General features: G+C 60.8%; 15 protein-coding genes. 6 read left to right on the top strand and 9 right to left on the bottom strand.

All coding sequences use genetic code 11. The annotated features are described in order from the left end of the window. Positions 1–227: 227 nt before the first annotated feature. A complete protein-coding gene (locus HMPREF2847_RS03880; RefSeq protein WP_141737765.1) occupies positions 228–1,217 on the top strand; it encodes an LCP family protein in 990 nt (329 codons plus the stop codon). Between the two features lie 132 nt (positions 1,218–1,349). Beyond that, a complete protein-coding gene (locus HMPREF2847_RS03875; protein ID WP_070851589.1) occupies positions 1,350–3,911 on the top strand; it encodes a multicopper oxidase domain-containing protein in 2,562 nt (853 codons plus the stop codon). Positions 3,912–3,919: 8 nt separating this feature from the next. Here HMPREF2847_RS03875 and HMPREF2847_RS03870 read toward each other — a convergent pair whose 3' ends face one another. Both HMPREF2847_RS03870 and gltB read right to left on the bottom strand, forming a co-directional pair. After that, positions 3,920–5,461 (bottom strand): glutamate synthase subunit beta, encoded by a 1,542-nt coding sequence (locus HMPREF2847_RS03870; protein ID WP_070851588.1) that lies wholly within the window; start codon positions 5,459–5,461, stop codon positions 3,920–3,922. Continuing rightward, on the bottom strand, positions 5,454–10,076 hold the full coding sequence (gene gltB, locus HMPREF2847_RS03865) for a glutamate synthase large subunit (RefSeq protein WP_070851629.1): 4,623 nt from the start codon (positions 10,074–10,076) through the stop codon (positions 5,454–5,456). Before gltB ends, HMPREF2847_RS03870 begins: the two co-directional genes overlap by 8 nt. Before the next feature lie 325 nt (positions 10,077–10,401). Here gltB and HMPREF2847_RS03860 point away from each other — a divergent pair, with 325 nt between their 5' ends. Together HMPREF2847_RS03860 and HMPREF2847_RS03855 are read left to right on the top strand one after the other, a co-directional pair. Continuing rightward, on the top strand, positions 10,402–11,247 hold the full coding sequence (locus tag HMPREF2847_RS03860; RefSeq protein ID WP_246821924.1) for an HNH endonuclease family protein: 846 nt from the start codon (positions 10,402–10,404) through the stop codon (positions 11,245–11,247). A gap of 539 nt (positions 11,248–11,786) precedes the next feature. Next, positions 11,787–13,484 (top strand): AMP-binding protein, encoded by a 1,698-nt coding sequence (locus tag HMPREF2847_RS03855; protein WP_048731970.1) that lies wholly within the window; start codon positions 11,787–11,789, stop codon positions 13,482–13,484. Positions 13,485–13,566: 82 nt separating this feature from the next. Here HMPREF2847_RS03855 and HMPREF2847_RS03850 read toward each other — a convergent pair whose 3' ends face one another. Further along, positions 13,567–14,298: an SDR family oxidoreductase gene (locus tag HMPREF2847_RS03850; RefSeq protein ID WP_070851586.1), complete on the bottom strand. Its 732-nt coding sequence runs from the start codon at positions 14,296–14,298 to the stop codon at positions 13,567–13,569. Between the two features lie 24 nt (positions 14,299–14,322). Beyond that, positions 14,323–15,084, bottom strand: coding sequence for an SDR family oxidoreductase (locus tag HMPREF2847_RS03845; RefSeq protein ID WP_070431859.1), 762 nt, complete (start codon positions 15,082–15,084; stop codon positions 14,323–14,325). 183 nt (positions 15,085–15,267) lie between these two features. Between HMPREF2847_RS03845 and HMPREF2847_RS03840 the strand changes: the two genes are divergently transcribed. Continuing rightward, on the top strand, positions 15,268–17,328 hold the full coding sequence (locus HMPREF2847_RS03840) for an oxidoreductase (protein ID WP_070851585.1): 2,061 nt from the start codon (positions 15,268–15,270) through the stop codon (positions 17,326–17,328). Between the two features lie 5 nt (positions 17,329–17,333). Here HMPREF2847_RS03840 and HMPREF2847_RS03835 read toward each other — a convergent pair whose 3' ends face one another. The 4 genes from HMPREF2847_RS03835 to HMPREF2847_RS03820 form a co-directional block, all read right to left on the bottom strand. Next, on the bottom strand, positions 17,334–17,996 hold the full coding sequence (locus HMPREF2847_RS03835) for a nitroreductase family protein (protein ID WP_048731962.1): 663 nt from the start codon (positions 17,994–17,996) through the stop codon (positions 17,334–17,336). 3 nt (positions 17,997–17,999) lie between these two features. After that, the gene (locus HMPREF2847_RS03830) at positions 18,000–18,500 is read right to left on the bottom strand and encodes a methylated-DNA--[protein]-cysteine S-methyltransferase (protein WP_048731960.1); all 501 of its coding nucleotides are present in this window, start codon (positions 18,498–18,500) and stop codon (positions 18,000–18,002) included. Between the two features lie 12 nt (positions 18,501–18,512). Continuing rightward, on the bottom strand, positions 18,513–19,460 hold the full coding sequence (locus HMPREF2847_RS03825) for an alpha/beta hydrolase family protein (RefSeq protein WP_070851584.1): 948 nt from the start codon (positions 19,458–19,460) through the stop codon (positions 18,513–18,515). 153 nt (positions 19,461–19,613) lie between these two features. Then, entirely contained in the window at positions 19,614–20,507 is an 894-nt protein-coding gene (locus HMPREF2847_RS03820; RefSeq protein WP_070851583.1) for a cation diffusion facilitator family transporter, read from the bottom strand. Positions 20,508–20,550: 43 nt separating this feature from the next. On the opposite strand from HMPREF2847_RS03820, the gene HMPREF2847_RS03815 reads away from it, so the two are divergent. Then, the gene (locus HMPREF2847_RS03815) at positions 20,551–22,968 is read left to right on the top strand and encodes an ATP-dependent RNA helicase (protein ID WP_070851582.1); all 2,418 of its coding nucleotides are present in this window, start codon (positions 20,551–20,553) and stop codon (positions 22,966–22,968) included. 12 nt (positions 22,969–22,980) lie between these two features. Here the strand turns inward: HMPREF2847_RS03815 and HMPREF2847_RS03810 are convergent, their stop codons facing one another. Then, on the bottom strand, positions 22,981–24,147 hold the full coding sequence (locus HMPREF2847_RS03810) for a glycosyltransferase 87 family protein (RefSeq protein ID WP_246821923.1): 1,167 nt from the start codon (positions 24,145–24,147) through the stop codon (positions 22,981–22,983). Positions 24,148–24,149: the final 2 nt, after the last annotated feature.

Here is a 24,149-nt window from a genome sequence, read left to right as displayed (position 1 = left end):
TTTCCACCCATCATTCTCCCTGGTAAAACAATGTTTCACCAACTATTTACCGAAGCTTCAATCTGTTTACATTCATATAACTAGCTGTACAAACTAACTTCTAACGTAACCACTTCCTGACGATTGCAATTAATGCAAAATCACCTCTTTATTGAGATGCTTATTCAAGGAAGTATTTGCGTGAATACTCAAACAATCGTTTTTGACAAAAGGGTTACACTTCCCCCGTGAGCACATCATCAACGCGTCGGGCACGCGCTTTCATCATCCGAAAGCCCTTCCTTGCTGCACTGATTACTGCCGTTTCAGTTCTAACGGTGATGGCGCTGTTGCTTGCTACCCTGATGCTGATTCAAAACCGGATGAGTCAGACACAGAACGTCGCCGACACATCGGCCACGCACCAAGAGACACTGCTCATCCTTGGTGTCGATAGTCAAGACTCATCCATGGTGGGACACCGCTCAGATGTCATCATGCTCATGCGTATGCGTCACGATCCGGAGTGGATTGACATTGTCTCTGTGCCGCGAGATTCCCTGGTAGATTTACCCGACTGCGCTGGTTCTCACGCCACCGAGCACTCCGGCAAAAAGGACAAACTGAACTCCGCATTCGCCTACGGATCCGTCGCCGATGTCGATGACCGCGGATCAGCCCAAGCGGGCATGGACTGCGCAGCCATGGCGATTACTGAAGAAGCTGGGATTCCCATCGATGACACCATCGCCACCACTTTCAACGGTGTCACCGGCATCATCGATAGCCTCGGCGGCGCAGACCTCCCCGTCGATGACGGCGGTCGCATCGTCCGCGAAGGCAAAGGTGAGCAGCACTTTTCCGGCCAAGGTGTGGTCACACAGCTTCGCGCTCGCAAGACCGAAACGGGTGGCAGTGACCTCTCGCGCATCAACCACCAGCAGGAAATTCTGGGAGCGCTACTGGATTACTACCGCAGCGAAGGAATCATTGACAGCAGCGGCTCCGTGAACTCCATGAAGGAGTTCACTGCCCTCCTCACCGCCCTAACTAATGGAACGGCCACTACTGTCAGTCTGAATGATGTCCGCAGCCTGATGCAGCGCGCCGCGTCCACACCGGTGTCCACCGCGACACTACCGACAGGCCCTGCCGACGATGGTGTCAATGCGGTCTGGACACAGCAGACCACACAGTTCTGGCAGGCCTACAAAAACGGCGAAGACCTGCCCAAATAAAAGCACTCTTACATGCACCCCTATTAAATACGCAACTAGTATGCGTATTATTGATATATGTCGTCGCCCGCCACACCAGAACCCCAAGCCCCCACAACCAAACCACCTTCTAAACCTGGCAAGAGTCACCGCATGTCCTGGCATCGCAAGGCCAGTATGCCGGTGCGCTGGTGGTTCGCTGCCATCATTGTGGCCGCATTAGTCCACCCATTTGTCTCCGATGGGCGCTGGCTGTTGGTGCACCTCTTTACCCTCGGCGCCGTCACCAACTCCATCCTCATTTGGGGCCGCCACTTCACCGAGAAACTACTGAAAATCGATGTGCCCGATGGCAATCGGCACATTCAGTTAGCAAACATTTACCTGCTCAACGTAGGTATTGGCACAACAGTCATCGGAAAGCTGGGTGATTGGTGGCCAGTGACCACCGCCGGCGCAGCGGTCGTCGGCGTCGCCGTCGCATGGCATGCGATTTCCCTCGGACGCGACCTGGTAGCGAAGCGCAATCGACCATTCGCCATCTCCGTTGCGTACTACGTCGCGTCGGCATGCCTACTGCCGATCGGCGCCACGCTCGGCGCCATCCTCGCATCTCCGAAGGGCGAAGCGCTTCACGACGACCTCCTACTGGCACATGAAGCCATCAACCTCATTGGCTTCCTCGGGCTCGCGGCCTGCGGCACGCTCATCACCATGTTCCCAGCGCTGTGGCGAACCCAGATGTCGCCGCATTCCCGCCCGAAGCTGGCACTAGCAGTACAGCTCATAGGTATCGCGACTACCACAATCGGTGCACTGACCAGCTTCAACTGGTTCGCCTCCGTCGGCCTTGGCATCATCACTATCGGCTGGGTCATAGCCGCCATTCCGTGGGCGCACAACGTCATGACTGTCGCTAAAGACCCCCGCGACCGCCTCAGCTACCCGGCGCTGTCTGTTGCGGCTGCGGTCGTCTGGCTGATCGGCACACTCACAGTTGCCACAGTCAAGGCGCTTGACGGCAGCTTCGTAATCTCATCCCTTACGCTGCCGCTGGTAATCGGTTTCGGCGCACAATTGCTTATCGGCATGATGAGCCAACTCTTGCCCGCTACCATCGGCGGAGGTGCTGGTCCAGTCTCCGCCGGTATGAAGGAACTTGACCGCGCGGGAGCATTCCGCTGGTCGACCATCAATATTGGTCTGGCACTGTGGCTAATGCCGCTGCCGTCCTGGACCAAAGTAGCGGTCTCCGCAATGGTCTCCCTTGCCTTGGTGTCCTATCTGCCACTTGTCGGCCGTGCCGCGAAGGCTCAGATTGGTGCGCTGAAAGAAAGTCAGAAGGCACGGGCCAACAAAGAAGCAACGCCGAAGCCGGTCGAACTGCACGCAACTGCACGTCGACTCGGTGCTCAAACTACCGCCGCTCTGGCTGTATTGGGCCTGGTAGTGACTATTGGTGTTGCGCTGAGCGGTGGCGGTACGGGAAGCATTGAAACCACCAGCGATGTTGCGCCCACCGGAGAAACCGTCGAGGTCACGGTTACCGCCAACGATATGACCTATACCCCGAACGTTATAGAGGCAAACCCCGGCGACCGACTGGTCATCACCATGGTCAACGCTGATTCCCAGGTCCACGATCTGCGCTTGGCCACCGGCGAGGACACCGGACGTGTCGCCCCTGGCAACTCCGCCACCATTGAAGTGCCGGTTGTTCCCGGTGACATTGACGGCTGGTGCACCATTGCTGGTCACCGACAGATGGGCATGACGCTCACGGTCAATGCAGGTGGCTCGGATCATTCACACCGCACCGGGAACAGCGGCCACTCCGACCACGCTACACCAGGCGCACTCGGGAATGTCGGCGAGCAACCCGGCCCAGACTCGCCCACCATCAACCCGCTATTAGAACCCGCCGAGGACGCCTCGGTTCACCACGTCACGCTGCGGGCCAGCGAATTCACAGGCTACGCTGCCCCTGGCGTCGAGCAGCAGCATTGGGTATTCAACGGCAAACCGCTGGGGCCAACTCTGCGCGGCAAGGTGGGCGACGAGTTCGTCGTCACGCTCATTAATGACGGCACCATGAGTCACTCCATCGACTTTCACGCCGGCATTGTTTCGCCGGACGAGCCAATGCGCGACATCGCCCCTGGTGAGAAGCTTGAGTACCGCTTCCGTGCTGACCGCGCGGGCATCTGGATGTACCACTGCGCAACCATGCCCATGTCCATGCACATCGCTGCCGGTATGCACGGTGCCGTCATCATCGACCCACCGAATCTCACTGATGTTGACCACGAGGTTCTTCTGGTGCAGTCGGAAAGCTACTGGGGCGAGGACGGCCCCGACGCCGACAAGACCATGGCCGAGGACCCCGATATCTACAAGTTCAACGGCTACCCCGACCAGTATCTCACCCACCCAATTCGCATTCGCGCAGGTGAGACGGTACGTTTCTGGGTACTTGCCGCCGGCCCCAACAAGGGCACGAGCTTCCATATCGTCGGCACGCAGTTCCATCGCGTGTACAAGGAGGGCGCGCTTTTGCTTGACGACGGCGTGGGCGGTGCCCAAGCCCTTGACCTCGGTGCCGCGCAGGGTGGTTATGTTGAGGCCGAATTCCCGGAGCCTGGCACGTACCGCTTTGTCGACCACCAGATGGTGCATGCCGAAATGGGGGCACGCGGCAACATAGTGGTGAACTAAACCAGGGTTTACAACTTAATTGGAGCATCCTCCGGCTCGACAGCGCGCGGCAGATTGGACTCGCCCATCAAGTACTGGTCCACGGCCTCGGCGCAGGCGCGACCTTCGGCGATAGCCCACACAATCAGGCTGGCCCCGCGGCCATTGTCACCGGCCACGAACACCGGACCGTCGAAGTTTTGCTCGATGTCGCTGCGCACGGCGAGGTAGTCGTCGTCACGCATCATCACACCGCGATCGTTGAACTGAATCCCCAGTTCATGGGGCAGACTGCCGCGCTCCGGACCGGAGAAGCCCAGCGCGATGAGAACTAGGTCGGCGTCGAGCTCGAAATCCGTATCCTCCATGGGCACACGCTTGCCATCGATGACCTCGACCTCGTTGGCGGACAGGCCGGTCACGTGACCGTCCTCGCCGTGGAAGGAGACGGTGTTGACGTTGAAGACGCGCTTGCCCAGGGTCTCGCCGGTGACGCGAGCGTTGAAGCCGAGTGCCTCGGTAACCTCTGGTGGTTCGGAACCGGTGATGGTGTACTCGCCCTCTTCGTGGGCAGTCGCCACACGCCAGACCAGCGGATACATCGGCCACGGAGTCGACGCCGCACGGGACTTCGGCGCACGCGGGCGAATATCGAACTGCGTGACGGACGCCGCTCCCTGGCGCAGCGCGGTACCGAAGCAGTCAATGCCGGTGTCACCGCCGCCAATGACAACGACCTTCTTGCCCTTCGCATCAATCGGCGGGGTGTCGAGCTCGCCTGCGGCAACGCGGTTGGCACCCGGCAGGTACTCCATAGCCTGGTGAATACCCTCCAAATCACGGCCATCGACAGGCAGGTCGCGGGCCAGTGACGCGCCGGTAGCTAGGACCACTGCATCGAATTCGGCCAGGTCAGCAGCCGTCGGTGAGATGTTGGTGCGGAACTCAGTGCCCTCGATTTCCATCTGCTCGAGACGACGGTCGAGGAAACGCTGCTCCATCTTGTAGTCCGGCACGCCGTAGCGCATCAGACCACCAATCTTGTCGTCGCGCTCGAAGACCGTGACATCATGCCCGGCGCGAGTCAGCTGCTGTGCTGCAGCAAGGCCCGCCGGCCCGGAGCCGATGACAGCGATGTGTTGGCCGGTGTCGAAAGTCGGCACAATCGGCTGCACCCAGCCCTCATCGAAGCCGCGTTCAACGATGGCCAGCTCAATATTCTTAATGGTCACGGCATCATCATTGATACCGAGCACACAGCCGCCCTCACACGGTGCCGGGCACAGTCGGCCCGTCCACTCCGGGAAGTTGTTGGTGGCGTGCAAGCGCTCGAAAGCCTCTTGCCAGCGGTTCTGACGAACCAGGTCATTCCACTCCGGAATGATGTTGCCCAGAGGGCAGGCCGAGTGACAAAACGGCACGCCGCAGTCCATGCAGCGAGAAGCCTGCTGTTGCAGGTGCTCCTGACTAGCCTCCTCATAGACCTCTTTCCAGTCCATCAGACGCAGCGGAACCGGGCGATGAGCAGGCTCTTCGCGTTGGAACTTCATGAAACCCTTCGGATCAGCCATTGCTTACTGCCTCCATGATTGCCTCGTTGATGTCAGCGTCGTTGTCCTTTGCCTTCGCGACTACGTCGAGAATTCGGGCGTAATCACGCGGCATAATTTTGATGAACTGTGCAGCCGGGAACCGAGTCTTAGAACCCGTGAGCTTGCGGTGCTTCGACAGCGTTGCCTCCAGCCAGCTGATGTCCTCATCGTCGAGAGGCACGATGTCGACCAACTCGGTGTTGATGTTCGCTCGCGTCGCCTCGTTATCCAGCAGGTAAGCGATACCGCCACTCATACCGGCGCCGAAGTTGTGACCGACCGGACCCGCCACTACGACGCGGCCACCGGTCATGTACTCACAACCGTGGTTACCGATACCCTCGACCACAGCCGTCGCACCGGAGTTACGCACGCAGAAGCGCTCACCGACGGTGCCGCGAACGAAGATTTCACCGCTAGTGGCACCGAAACCAATGACGTTGCCGGCAATCGTGTCGGTAGCCACATCCGCGGTTGGCGGGGCCGAACGTGAAGGTCGGACCACAATCTTGCCGCCACACAGACCCTTGCCGACGAAGTCGTTGGCATCGCCCTCCAGCTTGATAGTCACACCGGCCGGCAGGAACGCGCCCAGCGAGTTACCGGCGGAACCGAGCAGGTTGACGACGATGGAGTCGTCGGCAAGCCCCTGCTTACCTGCGACTTTGGTGACTTCGTACCCGAGCCGCGTGCCCACGGAACGGTTCACATTGCTGATGGCGTGGTGCAGCGCCACTGGCGTCGGCGCCAACCCATTCGCGCGCGCCGTGCGCAGTGCGGGCTGCGCTTCGTCGATGAGGCGCTCGTCCAACGCACCCTCAAGCCCGTGGTCCTGCGCCTTCGTGCAGTAGGAATCCTGGTCCACGAAGAAGGGGCTCTCGGCAACGTGCAGGATTCGCTCCAGGTCAAGCTTTGCGACGCGCGGAAGGTTGCCCAAATTCTTGCGCGGACGCAGGCACTCGGCATGTCCGACCGCTTCATCGATGGTGCGGAAACCCAGCTCAGCGAGGTATTCACGGACCTGCTGGGCGATGAAGGTGAAGAAGTTGACCACGTGCTCGGCACGGCCGGTGAACTTGCTCCGCAACGTCGGATTCTGGGTGGCAATACCGACTGGGCAGGTGTCCAGGTGGCAGACGCGCATCATGACGCAGCCCTCAACCACCAGCGGAGCGGTGGCAAAACCAAACTCCTCAGCGCCCAACAGCATCGCGACCACGACATCGCGACCGGTCTTGAGCTGGCCATCGCACTGCACGCGGATGCGGTCGCGCAACCCGTTGAGCATCAGGGTCTGCTGGGTTTCAGCGAGCCCCAGCTCCCACGGACCACCGGCGTGCTTGAGGCTGGTCAGCGGCGAGGCGCCGGTGCCGCCATCGTGGCCGGAGATCAACACAACGTCGGCATGCGCCTTCGACACACCAGCGGCGACAGTACCCACACCCTGCTCGGAGACGAGCTTCACGTGAATGCGGGCGCGCGGATTGGCGTTCTTGAGGTCGTAAATGAGCTGCGCCAAATCCTCAATCGAGTAGATGTCGTGATGCGGTGGTGGCGAGATCAGACCCACGCCCGGGGTGGTAATGCGCACTTCCGCAATCCACGGGTAGACCTTGTTCGGTGGCAACTGGCCACCTTCGCCGGGCTTTGCACCCTGGGCCATCTTGATCTGGATGTCGGTGCAGTTGGACAGGTAGTGGCTGGTCACACCGAAGCGGCCCGATGCTACCTGCTTGATGGCAGAGCGTTTCCAATCGCCGTTGGCCTCCATCTCGAAACGGTCTGGATCTTCGCCGCCCTCGCCGGAATTGGACATCGCACCCAGGCGATTCATAGCGATGGCCAGCGTCTCATGTGCCTCCGCAGAGATGGAGCCGTAGCTCATCGCACCAGTGGAAAAACGCTTGACGATGCTGGAAACCGGCTCGACCTCATCAATGTCGATCGGCTCGCGGTCCGAGGCGAACTCGAGCATGCCGCGCAGGGTTGCCAGTTGCTTGGTCTGCTCATCGACCTTGTTGGTGTAGTCGCGGAAGACCGCGTACTGACCAGTGCGGGTCGCATGCTGCAGCGTGTAGATGGTCTCCGGGTTGAATAGGTGGTACTCGCCTTCGCGACGCCACTTGTACTCGCCGCCGAGATCCAGCTCGCGGTGTGCTTGCTCTTCCGGACGCGGCAGGAATGCGCTGCGGTGACGAGCTGCAACGTCTTCTGCGACCTCGTCGAGGCCAATGCCCTCCAGCGGAGAAACAGCGCCGGTGAAGTACTCGTCCAGGAACTCCTGCGACAGACCGACGGTGTCGGCCAGCTGTGCGCCACGGTAGGACTGCAGTGAGGCGATACCCATTTTGGACATGACCTTCAGCACGCCCTTGGAGGCGGCCTTACAGTAGTTCGAGCAGGCCTGATCCAGCGTCAGATCACCGAGCTGGTCCTTCATACGCAGCTCATCGATGGTTTCGAAAGCCATGTATGGGTTAATGGCATCGGCGCCAAAGCCCAGCAGCATGGCCATGTGGTGCACCTCGCGTGCGTCGCCAGCCTCAATGATGAGGCTGGCGCGCGTGCGAGTGCGTTCCTCCACCAGGTGGTGGTGGACCGCGGAGGTCAGCAGCAGCGACGGGATCGGCGCAAAGCGCTCGTTGGACTCACGGTCAGACAGCACAATCAGTCGGGCACCACGGTCAATGGCTTCAGAGACCTCACGGCGGACACGACGAATAGCGTTGCGCAGGCCACGGCCACCGCGGGCGACTGGGTACAGGCCGGAGATGACCTCGGCGCAGAACTCGGAGTACTCCTCGTTCTTGCCCGCCTGACACAGGGTGACAAATTCGTGGTTGTCCAGGATTGGTTGCTCTAGCCGGATACGACGGGCGGCATCGGCAGTGGGCTCCAAGATGTTGGTCTCTGCCCCCAGCAACGTATTCATGCTGGTGATGGACTTTTCGCGCAGCGAGTCCAGCGGCGGGTTGGTCACCTGCGCGAACCGCTGCGAGAAGAAGTCGAACAGCATGCGAGGGCGGTTGGACAGTGCTGCAATCGGCGTGTCCGAACCCATCGACCCCAGGCCCTCCGCGCCGGTGAGTGCCATCGGGCGGATAATTAGGTCAACGTCTTCCTCGGTGATGCCGAAGACGCGCTGTCGCAACACCGCGCGGGCATGCGGCATGTACTGGTAGCGCTCTCGTGGCAAATCGGCGATGTCGACCAGGCCCTCTTTGATCCATTCCTCGTAGGGCCCAGTGGCGGCCAGCGTGGACTTAATCTCCTTGTCCTCAATAATGCGGCCGGCCTTCATGTCCACCAGGAACATACGCCCCGGCTGTACGCGCGTGCGCTGCACAATGTGCTCCGGCGGGATATCCAAGACACCAGCTTCGGAGGCCATCACCACCAGGCCCTCGTCGGTCACCCAGATGCGCCCCGGGCGCAGGCCATTGCGATCCAGGGTGGCACCGATGACCTGGCCGTCGGTAAAGCAGATGGCGGCGGGGCCGTCCCACGGCTCCATCAGGCAGGCATGGTACTCGTAGAACGCGCGAACCTGCGGGCTGAGGTTATCGTCGTGCTCCCAGGCCTGCGGAACCATCATCATGACCGCATGCGGGAGACTACGACCACCGAGATGCAGTAGCTCCAGGGCCTCGTCGAAACGCGCAGTGTCAGAACCGTTGGGATCGCACACCGGCAGTGCGCGGTCGATATTGCCCAGCTTGCCAGAGCGAATCAGCGACTCGCGGGCGCGCATCCAGTTCTCGTTGCCGCGCACGGTGTTGATTTCGCCATTGTGAGCGACGTAGCGGTACGGGTGTGCCAGTGGCCAGGACGGGAAAGTGTTCGTGGAAAAGCGCGAGTGCACGATGGCAAGCGCGGAAGTGACTTCCTTCTGCTGCAGGTCAAGGTAAAAATCCTTCAGCTGCGGTGTAGTCAGCATGCCCTTGTAGACGATCGTGCGACTGGACAGCGACGGGAAGTACACGGTGTCACCACCAGAGCCCTCGCCGGCGCCCTGTTCACCCAGCTCGCGCTCGCAGCGTTTACGCAGGAAGAACATCTTGCGGTCGAGATCAATATCGCTGAGCTGGCGCCCCTCGTAGTTCTTCGCGGTAACGAAGAGCTGACGCAGCACCGGCATAGCCTGGCGGGCCATCTGGCCAAGCCCGCCAGCGTTAATCGGCACATCGCGCCATGCCAAGATCTCGATGCCCTCTTCGGCGCAGATGTCCTCAATAGCCCGGATGGCATCGAGGGTGGCCATGCGCGACTGCGGCAGGAACGCAATACCGGTGGCGTAGGTGCCAGCCGGTGGCAAAATGACGCCTTCTTTACTCAGCTCAGCGCGGTAGTAGGCATCCGGAACCTGAATGAGAATGCCGGCACCGTCGCCAGTGGTCTTCTCGGCACCAGCGGCACCGCGGTGGTCGAGGTTGACCAGTGCCTGAATGCCCTTTTCCACAATGTCATGGGTCTGGCGACCGTAAATGTCGGCGACAAAGGCCACGCCACACGCATCGTGTTCGTTCGACGGGTGGTAGAGACCTTCCCTCTGAGGACCACGAGGCAATGTGGCCGCTGTTTCGGTCAGAGTCATGGCTGTCTTAGCTGTCATGGCTGTTTTCCCCTTATAGGTGCAATGTGCCAATTGGGGGACACGGGTTATCTATATTTCCAACTGTTTTAACAATGTACTTTCATTTAAGCGTATTGCAATACGTATTTAGGGAAGTAACTGTATTTTCCCACCCCCGAAGGAGCTAGGTTGACAGTGCCATTCGATAAAAACCGGGCTTTTACTACCGGTTTTAACTTCAACTCCCCCTAATCGAGCTACCACCCCCACTATCCACGCACAGTTGTTCGATTCTTTAGCAAACCCCCTCCATACCCAATCCGCTCCTACCGCTATGGTTAGCTCCATGCTCGCCAACCGTCGTTTCCGCTCGCCATTACAGGGCCTCGCCCTCCTTATCGGCACAGCGACAATCCTCAGCGGCTGCACGGCTCCCATAGACCCCACTCCAGAGAGCCAGTCGTACAGCCCGGCACCGGCACCCGCATTCACGCCCGAGCCAGCGGAACCCGCGCCCGAGATTCCTGAAGCGCCCCACACCCCAGACTCCCCCGGCACCCCAGCGCCCGGCACATCGCCTATCGACGGCATCCGTAGCGCCCTCAACCAGCTGGAGATAAAAGGGCGCGCACCGAAAACCGGCTATGCGCGCGATGAATTCGGGCAACGTTGGAGTGATGACGTCTCTGCCGAGTTTGGCCACAACGGATGTGACACACGGAACGACATTTTGAATCGTGACCTTATTAATAAGGAGTACAAACCAAATACTCGCGATTGCGTCGTAGTTTCGGGGCAATTACTGGATCCCTACACCGGCACGATGATTGAGTTCCAGCGCGGCCGCGACACCTCTTCCGCCGTGCAAATCGACCATGTTGTAGCCTTGAGCGACGCCTGGCAAAAGGGAGCACAGCAGCTCTCACCTGAGGTTCGGCAGGACTTTGCCAATGACCCCCTCAACCTCTTGGCCGTCGATGGTCCCGCTAATCAACAAAAGCGGGATAGCGATGCCGCCTCCTGGGTACCCGCCAACAAACCATTTCGCTGCCAGTATGTCGCTCGCCAGGTGGCGGTAAAACACAAATACCACCTGTGGATCACGCAGGCGGAGTATGATGCCATCGACCGTTGGCTCTCCACCTGCACAACAGAGGATGAGCCCGCGCTTGCCGCTCTAACCCTGAATTAGGGCAACCGCTTCCAGCACGGTCCGACACCACGCTTCTAGGCTCAAGCCGGCGAATATGCCACCTATTTAGCTACGTGTTCGCAACCTCCACCCCTCCTAGTCGCGAACATTTCTATTTTTTTGAAGATTCCTAGCCCCCTAATTTCTGGGGGCGACCGCCATTCAGCCACTGCCCGCCCCCTCAAACAAACCAGCCGAAAACCCCAGGGCTCATAGAGTTATATAGGTCAATATCAGAATTGATTTCGTTACCACAGTGTTATCATCTCGTTACATTCGGCGCTTTCCATCGGTTTATAACCGTTTGATAACACTGTATCCTCGAGTCCGTTCGCGAAAAAGGTATCCGTCGTAAAGCATTGCGCACACTGATTGCGTATTTTTACTTTTCTTCGTCGAAACTACTTTTTGACGCGGCACAGGTTTGTTAAAGTCTGGTTGTTACAAAATCGCACTATCGTGACTGATGGTGTCAATGTGACTAAAGAGTCGCTTGGCGCTATTAATCGCTTGTCCATCATCTTGGAGGATTCTCACCCATGGCAGCTGAAATGAAGGCTCCGGAAGTACCACTTGGGCTCCAAATCAAGGCTTTTGCCCAGTCGATTCCACCACTCCTGCGTACCGGCGCCCTGTACATGACTCCGAAGACGGCGCCGAAGATCCTCGATTACCTGCGTCGCTTGAAGTTCTCCGTCGCCAGCCTTATTTCCATGAGTGCGCTGCGCTACCCGGATCGCCTCGCCCTTGTCGATGATGACGGCGAGCTGACCTATTCTCAGCTGCTGGACAACGCTCACGCCCTGGCTCGCGCCTTGATGGACCGTGGCATGACCCAGAAGTCCAGCTTCGGCGTTATCGCACGTAACGGCCGCGGCATCATCCTGCCGATGGCCATCAAGGGATTCATCGGCTCCGAAATTATGCTGATGAATATCGGCTCCGGCCCGACTCAGATTCGCGGCGTCGTTGACCAGAACAAGGCCAAGTTCCTGTTCGTCGATGACGAGTTCCTGGGCAATCTGCCGGAAGACCTCGACGATGTCACCGTCGTTATTACCTCCGTGACCAAGCCGGAGACCCGCAAGAACGCGGGCAAGAACTTCCTGTTCATGGAAGACCTCATTGAAGAAGGTCGTACATCGAACGCCAAGTTAGATCCGAAGCCGGAGCAGGGACGCATCATCATCATGTCCTCCGGCACAACCGGCATCCCGAAGGGTGTCCTGCGCAATGAGCCGAAGACACCGGCAACTGTGGGGGCAATCGCCGAGCGTATTCCGTGGCGCCGCAACATGGTCATTCACCAGTCCGCATCCATGTTCCACGCCTGGGGCTGGGCAAATGTGCTGATTGGTATGGCTACCGGCTCCACCATTGTCACCATGCGTGTCTTCGACCCGAAGAAGGCTGTTGACCAGTGTGAGCAGTACGGCTGTAACGGCATGATTTCCGCGGCCTTCTTCCTGCGCCAGATCAAGGACGTTCTGGATGAGGAGCCGAACCGCAAGATTGGCCCGTTCCGCTTCATCGTCTCCTCTGGTAACGCCATCCCGGGCTGGCTCGTCTCCGCGCTGACTCACCGCTTCGGTCCGGTTATTTGTAACTTCTACGGCTCCACCGAGGCCGGCCTGTGCTCCATCGCATCCGGAGCGGACCTCGCAGCTCGCCCGGACTCCGCAGGTCGACCGGCAATTGGCGCCAAGGTTCGCATCCTGGGGGACGACGGCAAGGAAGTCGAGCCGGGTGAGGTTGGCATGATCCACACCGCTCAGGAGCTCTCCTTCATCGGTTACCTGAACAAGAAGGACAAGTTCACCACCGTCGATGGCCTGTTCCAGATCGGTGACCTCGGCCGTATCGACCAGGACGGCTACCTGTACATCTGTGGTCGCTCCGACGACATGGTGATCAAGGGCGGCGAGAACATCTTCCCACGCGAGGTCGAAGAAATTCTCGGCCCGGTGCCGGGTATCGCCGACGTCTTCTGCCACGGCAGCAACGAAAACGACGAGATTTTCGCTGACCTGTTCCTCTACGTCGTCCGCGAGGACAATGAGGCCGGCAAGAACCTCACCGAGGACATGCTGCGCGAGTACGTCCGCGAAACTCTGGCCGAGCACTCCACTCCGGACCGCGTCTTCTTCGTCGACTCCCTGCCGCGCAACGCCATCGGCAAGGTTGTCCCGCGCGAGGTCAAGGCAATGCACGAGCGCCTGAACCTGGACGCTCAGTAAGAAGCGTGTACACGAAAGTGTGCCCACCGGCTATCCGCCGCATGGGCACACTTTTTGCTTATCTCAGCTACCTTTTACACGGCTATCCGCGCGGGCGCACCTGGATTTCATCCACGTTGGCGTCCGCTCCGGTATCAACGGCCAGGCGTACTGCGGCTGCAATCGATTCCGGCCGCATGAACTGCGTGCCGTCGTAACGCCAATCCGCATCATCGCGGTGCCAATTCGACTGCAGGTGAACCTGCATATCGGTGTCGACGCGCCCGGGGTGCACGGAGCTGACTCGTACCGCGCCACGCTCTTCCTCACGCAGCGCATCGGTGAAGGCCCGCAGCGCGAACTTCGAGGCCGCATACGGTGAAGTACCAGCTGAAGCGCGGAATCCCGAGCCCGAGTTGATGGTCACCAGCGTGCCCTCCGCCTTGCGCAGCGCCGGCAGCAGCTGGCGGGTCAGGTCGGCGACGGCGACGACGTTGATATCCATGATCCGCGACCAGTCCGCACGCGAAACCTCCGCCACGTCCCCATCGACGTACACACCCGCCGAGTGCACGAGCACATCCAGCCCGCGCCCACCGAGCGTCTCCAACAGCTTTGCCACTTCCGCGTTTACGGCGTCGGTATCACCCAGGTCAGCAACGAATACGCTTGCCGACGGCAACTGCGATGCCACCTTCTCAGCAGACTCAACACTGGTAGCGCCCACAATGACGTGGTGATCACGGGAGAGATCCTTGGCGACCGCCAGGCCGATACCACGGCTTGCGCCCGTGACCAGGGCAATCTTGGTGTCAGCGGCAATATCGATGCTCATATACGGCTCCTCTATGTAGTCGGTTTACTTCTTCGGCTTCGCGCCGCCCACCTGGTCGATGGGGGTCACCTGCAGGAAGTCGATGTTGACGCGATTCGGGCGGGTGGCCGCGAACACAATGATGTCGGCAACATCATCGGCGGTCAGCGACTCAACGCCGTCGTAGACCGCTGCGGCCTTGGTCTCGTCGCCGTCGAAACGCACGAGTGAGAAGTCGGTGTGGACGCGCCCCGGATCGATTTCAGTGACGCGCACGCCATCGACAGCAACCTCTTGACGCAGGACTTCCACCAGAGCGCGCTCAGCGTGCTTGGCGGCGTTGTAGCCGGCACCGCCGGTGTAGACCTGGCGACCGGCAATCGAGCCGACGGTGAGCACAATGCCGCTGGTGGTCTTCAGTGCGGGCAGCAGTGCGCGGGTGACGCGCAGGGTGCCCAGCACGTTGACGTCGTACATCCAACGCCATTTTTCCTCGACAGCACCTTCGACCGACTCCATACCCCAGGCACCACCGGCGTTGTTTACCAGCACGTCGACGCGCGGTTCGGCCTTAGCCAGCGCCGCCACATCGTCGTCGGAGGTGACGTCGACCTTGTAGACTGTCGCTTCACCACCGGCAGCGCGGATCTCCTCCGCGACAGCCTCGAGCTTGTCCTCGCGGCGGGCTCCCAACACAACGCGGAAACCTTCAGCTGCGAACTGCTTGGCAGTGGCTGCACCAATACCGGAAGAAGCACCGGTAACTACAGCTACTTTCCTGCCATTAGTTGAAGTTTCAGAGGTCATGAGGGCTCAACTCCTTGCTACCTGCGTCTACTGATATCCCCGACTGTAGTCATAGGACACCTTCCTCCGCCGAAGACTGCGTGTGCTTTACACCTGATGTTCCACGTGAAACGTATATAAAACTGTGCAGGAATTTTTCCGATTCACCGCATGCACAGCCGCTAAAACCGCGATACTGGTTGCATGTCTGACCAGCCTCACTTCCCACATCTTCTCTCCCCTCTCGACGTCGGTCCTCTAACTCTGCGCAATCGCATCATCATGGGTTCAATGCACTCCGGTCTGGAAGATCGCACCCGTGATATCCCCAAGCTGGCTGCCTACCTGGGTCGGCGTGCCGAAGGTGGCGTGGGACTCATCGTCACCGGCGGTTATGCTCCCAACATCGAGGGTTGGCTGACTCCGGCCGGTTCGATGATGGCGTCGAAGCGCATGGCGGACAATCACCGCCGTGTGACTGACCTCGTGCACTCCCACGGCAGCCACATCGTGCTGCAGGTGCTGCACGCCGGTCGTTACAGCTACAGTCCGCTGGCTCGCTCCGCCAATACCGGTCAGTCACCGATTAGCCCGTTTAAGGCTCATCGCCTCACCGGCTTTGATGTCTCACGCACCATTGGCGCTTATGTCCGCGCCGCGAAGCTCGCGAAACGTGCTGGTTACGACGGCATTGAGGTTATGGGCTCCGAGGGTTACCTGCTCAACCAGTTCCTGGCCGAGCGCACTAACCACCGCTCGGACAACTGGGGCGGCAGCGCCGAGGCTCGCATGCGCCTGCCCATCGAAATTGTCCGCCGCATTCGCGCCGAAGTGGGCGAAGACTTCCTGCTTCAATACCGTATTTCGCTGCTTGACCTGGTGGAAGACGGCCAGACCTGGTCCGAGACCACTGAACTCGCGCAGCGTCTGGTCGAGGCTGGCGTCGATGTCTTCAACACCGGCATCGGCTGGCACGAAGCACGCGTCCCCACCATCGTTACGTCCGTGCCGCGCGCCGCATTCACGGATCTGACTGGTCGTCTCCGTTCGCTTGTCGACGTCCCGGTCGCAGCCTCCAACCGAATCAATCGCCCCGAGGTTGCGGAGAAGATCCTCGCTGACGGCAACGCGGACCTGATTTCCATGGCCCGCCCACTACTGGCTGACCCGGACTTCGCCATCAAGGCTGGCGATGGTCGGGCTGACCAAATCAACACCTGTATCGCCTGTAACCAAGCCTGTCTGGACCACACCTTCGCCAACAAGCGCTCTACCTGTTTGGTCAACCCGAAGGCGGCTTACGAAACCGAGCTGGTATCCGTGCCGGTTGCGAAGGACAAGGCCAAGCGCGTCGCCGTCATCGGCGCTGGTGTGGCTGGACTCGCTTTCGCGGAAGCCGCAGCTCAGCGCGGTCACCATCCGGAGATTTTCGAGGCCGCCGACCAGATTGGTGGCCAGTTCAACCTCGCCGCACAGATTCCGGGCAAGGAGGACTACGGCGAGACGCTGAAGTACTTCTCACGTCGACTGGAGGTGCTCGAGGTTCCGGTTCACCTGAACACGCGTGCCGACGTCGACGAGCTCAAAACCAAGTTTGACCACGTGATTGTGGCCACGGGTGTCACCCCACGAATCCCGGGCATTGACGGTATCGACCACGAGAAGGTCATTCGTTACGACGAGCTGCTCTCGGGTGCGAAGCAGGCCGGTAACAAGGTGGCCGTCATCGGTGCTGGTGGTATCGGTGTGGACGTGTGTGAGTACCTCACGCGCAAGCCGAACCAGACCATCGAGGCCTGGAAGGACGCCTGGGGCGTCGGTGACCCAGCGGAGTTCCGCGCGGGCCTGACCAAGCCGGGCACGGTCTCTGGCGCGGCTGAGGAGTTTGAGGTCGAGCGCGAGGTGCACCTGCTGCAGCGCAAGACCTCCCGCATCGGCAAGGGCCTGGGCAAGACCACTGGTTGGGTTCACCGTGCGGAGATTAAGAAGGCCGGCGTCAAGCAGTACACCGGCGTCACCTACAACCGCATTGATGACGAGGGCCTACACATCACCATCGATGAAAAGCCACAGGTCATCGCAGTTGACAACGTGATTGTCTGTACTGGCCAGGTATCCAATCTGGACTGCCTGGGCGACAAGGATCGCGAAAGCGTCACCGGCGATAACTCCAATGTCACCATCATCGGTGGCGCAGACGTGGCCGCTGAACTGGACGCAAAGCGTGCCATCCGCCAGGCCGTCGAAGTAGCGCTCGCGCTGTAGGGCCGCTACGCCTCGTAGCGGTCGGTGTAGGCGCGCTGCTCGAACTCGAAACGGCCCGGGTGAGCCGGGAACTCACCCGGGACACCGATAGCCAGCAACAGCGCTACCGCCACATCGGTGTCACCGGCACCGATAGCTTCCTTGACCTTCTGCTCACTAAAGCCCGTCATCGGGGAACTAGCCCAACCAAAGGCGCTGGCAGTGACCATAGCGAAAGAAGCGGCAATCATGGCGTCGCGGATTGCGAACTCGCGGGAGAGACCCTTTTTCTCGCGGGCCTCGTGGAAGGAGATCATCGAGGCCTCCCGCTCAGCGGCGGCAACTTCGTCCCACAGGCCAGTGGCCTTGTTGGTCTCAATCAGGCGCGGAATACCGCGCTTCCAGCCGGTCGGCTCACCAATGAAAGCGAGTAGCAGCGGCGCATTGGCAACCTGCTTCTGACCGCCGGCAGCTTCCACTACCTTCTGACGCACCTCAGGGTCCTCGATACGCACAATCGCGCGGGACTGAATGTTAAAGGCGCTGGGAGCTTCCAAAGATAGCTCCAGGAGGCGGCGCACGTCAGCGTCGTTAAGAGGTTCGTCAGCATAGACGCGTGTGGCACGACGGTTGCGGACGATGTTCTCAAATTCGGTGGCGAACTGGTCGCGCGGAGAATGTGAAGTCATGCATTAGAGATTAGCGGGTGGCCAACCTTCGAGTTCGAGTAGCCAGCGCTTCATTTCGCGGCCACCGGCATAGGCACCGAAAGATCCCGCTCCCCCACTGGCGGGCACCACGCGGTGACAGGGAATCAGAATACCCAGCGGATTGGTGGCACAGGCCGACCCGGCAGCCCTGGCGGCACGGGGTGAGCCGGCCATCTCGGCAAGCTCGCCATAGGTCACAACCTGGCCATACGGCACATCGCGCAGTGCGGTCAGAGCACGAGCGCGGAAAGAATCCTGCGTGAATACGTCGCAGTCCAGCGGCAGCGCAAACTCACGGCGCTGCCCGGCAAAATACTCGCGGAACTGCTGCGCCGCCAGTTCCGCCACCGCCTGCGCTTCGGGGTCGGCGGCGCTGGGGTCGTCGTCAAGCACGGGACCTAAGAGATTGACTTCGACGACCCCGCGAGCGGAGGTGGCGATTCCAAGCGCGCCGAAGGGCGTTTCCACCTTGGCAATCGCCATGAAACCTCCTACTTAGTCCTTGTTGGTCTGGAACCAGTCCAGCAGCTCGTCCCACTCCTTCTCGTGACCGGAGCGGAAGTAACCACCGTAGCCCACGCCCTTGCCACCAGCCGGCTGAGCCTGGCGCTTTTCAATCTTTTCAGCAGAGCTCATCACATTGGTGATCAGGTCTGCCGAGGACTCCTCAGTCCAGTAATCATCCGGAACGCGGATGGACAGGAACGGCTGCGGAGCCTTGGAGAAGCGATTAGCGAAGTCGAACTCGGAGTCGTCGAAGAAGTAGCCTTCCTTGCGAGCCCAGCGCGCCCACTGACGCATGACACCGTTCGGCGGCTCAACAGCCAGACGCCACGCCGACGCCGGAATGTGGCCAGTGATGAAACCGCTGATCGGGCCGAGAATGTTAAAGATGAAGAATGCGCGGACCTTGCCCGCCACGGATGGCACCTTGGAAATACGCATACCGCGGCAGTTGACCAGCGCTGCTGCGTCATAGGTGCCCTCGGAGCCGGCGTAGGCGATGCCGTGACCACCAACCGCGTGGCCGACAGCGAAGTGCCGCACGTCCGGGTAGGTCTCCTTGGCCCACTCGATCACACCCGGAATGTCCTTGGTGATCCAGTCCGACATCCGGATGTCTTCATTGTTCAGGTCAGTCTTCAGAGCGGACTGGCCAATTCCGCGGTAGTCATAGGTGATGACGCCGTAGCCCTTTTCTGCCACGGTCTCAGCGAAACGGTGGTAGAAACCCTGCGGCACACCAGTACCGGAGTGAACGGTGATGATGCCGTTCGAAATGTTCTCCGGGTTCTCCTTCGGACGGAACATGGTTCCGCGCAGCAGGACGCGGTCATTAGCCGGAATAATGATGTCCTGGCGAGGGCACGGCTCCGGCAACTTTGGGCTCTTCGCGGAAAAACCGATATTTCCTGTGGGAGTAGTTGAGGCTTCGGAGGTCATTTATGCAGTTCCTTCGAGTGGACTTAAACAGTGCATGATTTTGTATACACAATCTTAAAGTGTAAGACGCATCACTTTCAGCACTTTCGTGGAATTTAGCTCACTTTGGGTACTGCGCAATCTTTTAGCCTCTACCGAGCTGCCTCACGCGCGTTACAACTGCACATCCCCATAGGCGCGTTCGTCCTCAATTGGCTCCAGATGCGAGGAAATATGCACACCCGGGAAGCGCTCCCGCAGCTCATCCTCCATCGCGGTGAGCACATCGTGCCCGTGCTCCACGCTCCACGCGCCCGGCACCAGCACATGGAACTCAATGAACTGCTGATGCCCCGACACACGAGTGCGAATCTCGTGAACGTCAATGCCCCGACTCCGATTGCGGTGCGAGGCCAAAATCTCGTCCACCGCCACGCGGTCCTCGCCCTCCATGGCCTTGTCCATCAGGCCGTTACCGGAATCGCGCAGCAGCTTGAAACCAGTGACCAGGATGTTTACGGCCACCGCCAGCGCGATAATCGGGTCGAGCCACCACAGGCCAGTAATCCACACCAGAGCCACACCCGCCAGAACACCGGCGGAGGTCCACACATCGGTCATAAGATGCTTGCCGTCGGCGGTCAGCGCCAGGGAGTTATGCTGGCGCCCGGCCCTAAGCAGAATCAGCGCCACCGCACCACTAACCACCGAGGCAATCACGGTCACGATGAGGCCCAGGCCGATCTGCTCAATCGGCTGCGGGTGCACCAAACGCTCGATAGAGACATAAATAATCGCCGCCGCCGCCACGAAGATCATGGCACCTTCCAGCCCGGCCGAGAAGTACTCTGCCTTGGAATGGCCGAACTCATGGTCGCGGTCCGCGGGCCGCGCGATAACCTTGAGCACAATAATTGCGACAACTGCCGCAACCAGATTGACAATCGACTCCGTCGCGTCGGAAAGCAGGCCCACCGATCCGGTCAGAGTGTAGCCCCAAAACTTCAGCGCGATGGTGACGACCGCCGCCCCCACTGAAAGCCAACCAAAACGAGATAAGTCCTGCATATGCGGGCACTTTACCCGCCTGTCCGGAGTTACTACCAGTTCTATGAGCATCGATTTCCAGTTCAATTTGCAGAACATTTCTGCAGACCTGCCGTTCGCGTCGCAGCTCGTCTCGCTTGCCGGCGCCGTGCGCGACCACGACGTAGTAGTCCAGGCCCCACCGGGCACCGGCAAGACCACTTTGGTTCCGCCGGCGGTGGCCAACACCCTGGGCGGCCGCATTGTGGTCACGGCTCCCCGACGCGTGGCGGTGCGCTCGGCGGCGCGGCGGTTGGCACAGCTGTCGAGCACGAAGCTCGGTGAGGAAGTTGGCTACTCGGTGCGTGGCGACACAAAAGTTTCCCGCGCCACCCGCGTGGAGTTTGTCACTCCCGGTGTGCTGCTGCGTCGACTGCTGCGCGACGGCGACGTGGATGCCAGCGCGGTGCTCATCGACGAGGTGCACGAGCGCGGCTTGGACACCGATCTGGTGCTGGCGATGGTGCGCGACCTACGCGATGTTCGCGATGACCTGCGCCTTGTCGCTATGTCTGCGACGGTGGATGCGCCGAAGTTCGCGGCCTTGCTCGGCGGCTCCACCCCGGCTCCCATCGTGGCTGCGGAGGCGGCAATCCACCCGCTGGATATTCGCTACTCACCCTTCCCGCAGCGGCTGGATGCACGCGGTGTGACCGACGATTTCCTGCAGCACGTGGCAGCGCAGGCCAGGAAACTGGTGGAGGAAGCCGCCGGTGATGTGCTGGTTTTCCTCCCCGGGATCCGCGAGGTGGAACGCTGCGCAGGCTATATCGCCGACGCCTCAGATGCGACAGTGCTAACGCTGCATGGCCAGCAGAGCTCCGAAGAGCAGGACCGCGTGTTCCGTCGACAAGCGGACGGTAGGCGCGTGATTGTGTCCACCGCGATTGCGGAATCATCCGTGACCGTGCCGGGTGTGCGCGCCGTTGTCGACGCCTGCCTCGCGCGCGGACCGCGGCTCGACATCGCGCGTGGCTTCTCCGGCCTGGTCACCAGCTCGTGTGCGCAGTCCTCCGCGAACCAGCGCGCGGGCCGTGCGGGACGTGAGGGTCCGGGCATCGTGGTGCGCTGCGTCTCTCAGTCGGAGTTCGCGTCCTTTCCCGCCTGGCCCGCGCCGGAAATCGAGGTCGCCGACCTGACACAGGCACTCCTCGACGCCGCGGCGTGGGGCACGCCGGGGATGCAGGGACTCAAGCTTCTCGACTCCCCACCACCCCACCACACGGAGGCTGCAAACCGCATTCTCGCTGGCCTGGGTGCTGTTGATGAGGTCGGTGATATCACAGAGCTCGGCCGCACCCTGGCTACCCTGCCGGTGCATCCGCGCATGGGACGCGCGCTGCTGACCGCCACGGCCATGATGCCGGAGCACGCCGGCGCGGTCGCACGCGCGGTGGAGAAACTCACCGATGCCCGCGGCTTGTCCAAGCAGGTGCACCGCATTGAGCTGGATACTGAAGCCCCCGCCAACCTGCTGCCCTCGGACATCCCCGCGCTGGTCACGGCCCTGGCCTGGCCGGATTTCATCGGGCGACGGCGCAGTGCGAACTCCGACGAATACCTCTTCACCGGCGGCACCGCAGCGGAACTTGCCCGCGGTTCTGACTTGCACGGCCACGAGTGGATCGCGGCCGCCAACATCTCGCGGCTCTCCCACGGCCGCGCGCTAATCCGCGACGGCGAGGCGATCGACCTAGAAATTGCCATGCTCGCCGCCGGCCACCTCGCCCACACGGAGACCACGGCGCGCGTCGAACAGGGCCGCGTTCGCGCCCGCGAGCGCGACCTGCTCGGCGCCATCGAACTGTCCTCCCGCCAGGTCTCCCCGACGCCCGAGCAGTGCATTGCCGCCAACTCCACCTGGCTTGCCAACACGCTTGCCGACGCCGCCCCCAACCTCGACCGCGACACCGAACAGCTCCGCCGCCGCATGGCCTTTCTCCACACTCATCGCGGTGCCCCATGGCCGGATGTCTCCCCCGCAGGGCTTGCGGCCCAGGCCGAGCTCCTCTTCGCTGGCGAGCTGGACCGCCCGACCCCTCCGACTTTGGATGCCGAGCACCTCCGCCGCCTGCTGCCCTGGCCGGAGGCTACGGACTTCGACCGGTTGGTGCCCGAACGCCTGGAGGTCCCATCCGGTTCTCGGATTCGCCTGGAGTACCCGGAGGACCCCACCGACGAAGAGGCGCAGATTGTCCTGGCTGTGAAGTTGCAGGAGTGCTTTGGCCTGGCGGAGACCCCGCAGGTATTGGAAAAGCCGGTGACAATGCATTTGCTGTCACCGGCTCAGCGACCACTCGCAGTCACTGGAGACTTGGAAAGCTTCTGGAATGGCGCCTACGCACAGGTTCGCTCCGAGATGCGGGGCCGTTACCCCAAGCACCCGTGGCCGGAGAACCCGTGGGAGGAGCAGGCTACTGCGAGAACGAAGCGCCGTCGTTAAGCAGGCTCGTCGTTAAGCAACTGCCTGCGCCCGCACGCGACTGGGTTTGTACCAGAGGTAGATTGCGTAGCCCAGGCAGGTGAAGAAGAGCACGCCGCCCATGATTCCCTGCATGTTGCCGTAGAACCACTGCCCCACGCCCGCGGCATGGCCGAAGTCGTTGCCCACGAAGACCTTGTACGGCGCCCACCAGTGGGCGATCATGAACAAGGTGCCGACAACGATGTTCCCAATCTCGCGGACGAAGAGCACCAGCGGCACAAAGACCATGACAATCGACCAGTGGTGGCTGACCGCGTACGGTCCAGCAAAGCTGACCGCCAGCGCGACGAAACCGAGGGCTGCGACCTGATAGCCATTGCGGTGGTAGATCCACGCCACGAAAGCAGCGGCGATGGCGCCAAAGAGGAAGAAACCGTAGATGCCAATATCGAGCGCAGTGCCCTCCACCCCGGCGCGGGCGAGCAGACCACTGAACGCCTGGTTGGCCTCGTAAGCCGGGGCGCCACCGCGGTTGCCGGCGAAGAACTCATCGGTCCAGAAGTAAATCGACTCTTTAAAGCGCACGGCGAAACCAATGGCGACGGTCACCAGGAACCAGCAGAAGCTCTTGGCCACGGCCGCAAAGTCACGGCGCATGAGGAACACCAGCGCATATGCCGCAGGGGTGATCTTGATACCCGCCGCGATACCCACGCCCAATCCACGCAGCTTCTTGGGCAAAAAGCCCAACACATCGGAGACCACCAGCAGCGCGAGGAAGACGTTAATCTGCCCGAAGAGCACGTTAGCGCGCAGCGGGTCAAGCAGCATCACCACCCCGAGCAGGCAGATAGCCATCAGCTTCGGACGCTCAGAGCCGAGACGAGTGAAGACCATCCACAGCATCGCCCACACCGCCGCCAGCGTGGCGAACGTCCAGATGATTTGCAGGGTGACCGGCCCCGCCCAGGTCAGCGGGTAAAACAGCAGCGCTGCAAACGGTGGGTAGATAAAGCGGAAACCCGATCTGGTGGGAAACTCTGGTGAGTAGAGATCCTGGTCTCTTCGTAGCGCCCAGCCGGCGTCTTGGAAGACCTCGAGGTCCATCATGTAGGCAGTTGCCGCAAGATAGATGAAGTCGATGACAACGACCAGCGACACCAGCCCAAATACAATTGCCAAGATCCGTCTCTGCATGA

Origin of the sequence: Corynebacterium sp. HMSC074C03, from assembly GCF_001838285.1 — a bacterium.
In the GTDB taxonomy this organism is placed as follows: Bacteria; Actinomycetota; Actinomycetes; order Mycobacteriales; family Mycobacteriaceae; genus Corynebacterium; species Corynebacterium amycolatum.
Note: the sequence above shows the minus strand (reverse complement) of the source record. Positions and strands in the feature narration are given on the sequence as shown.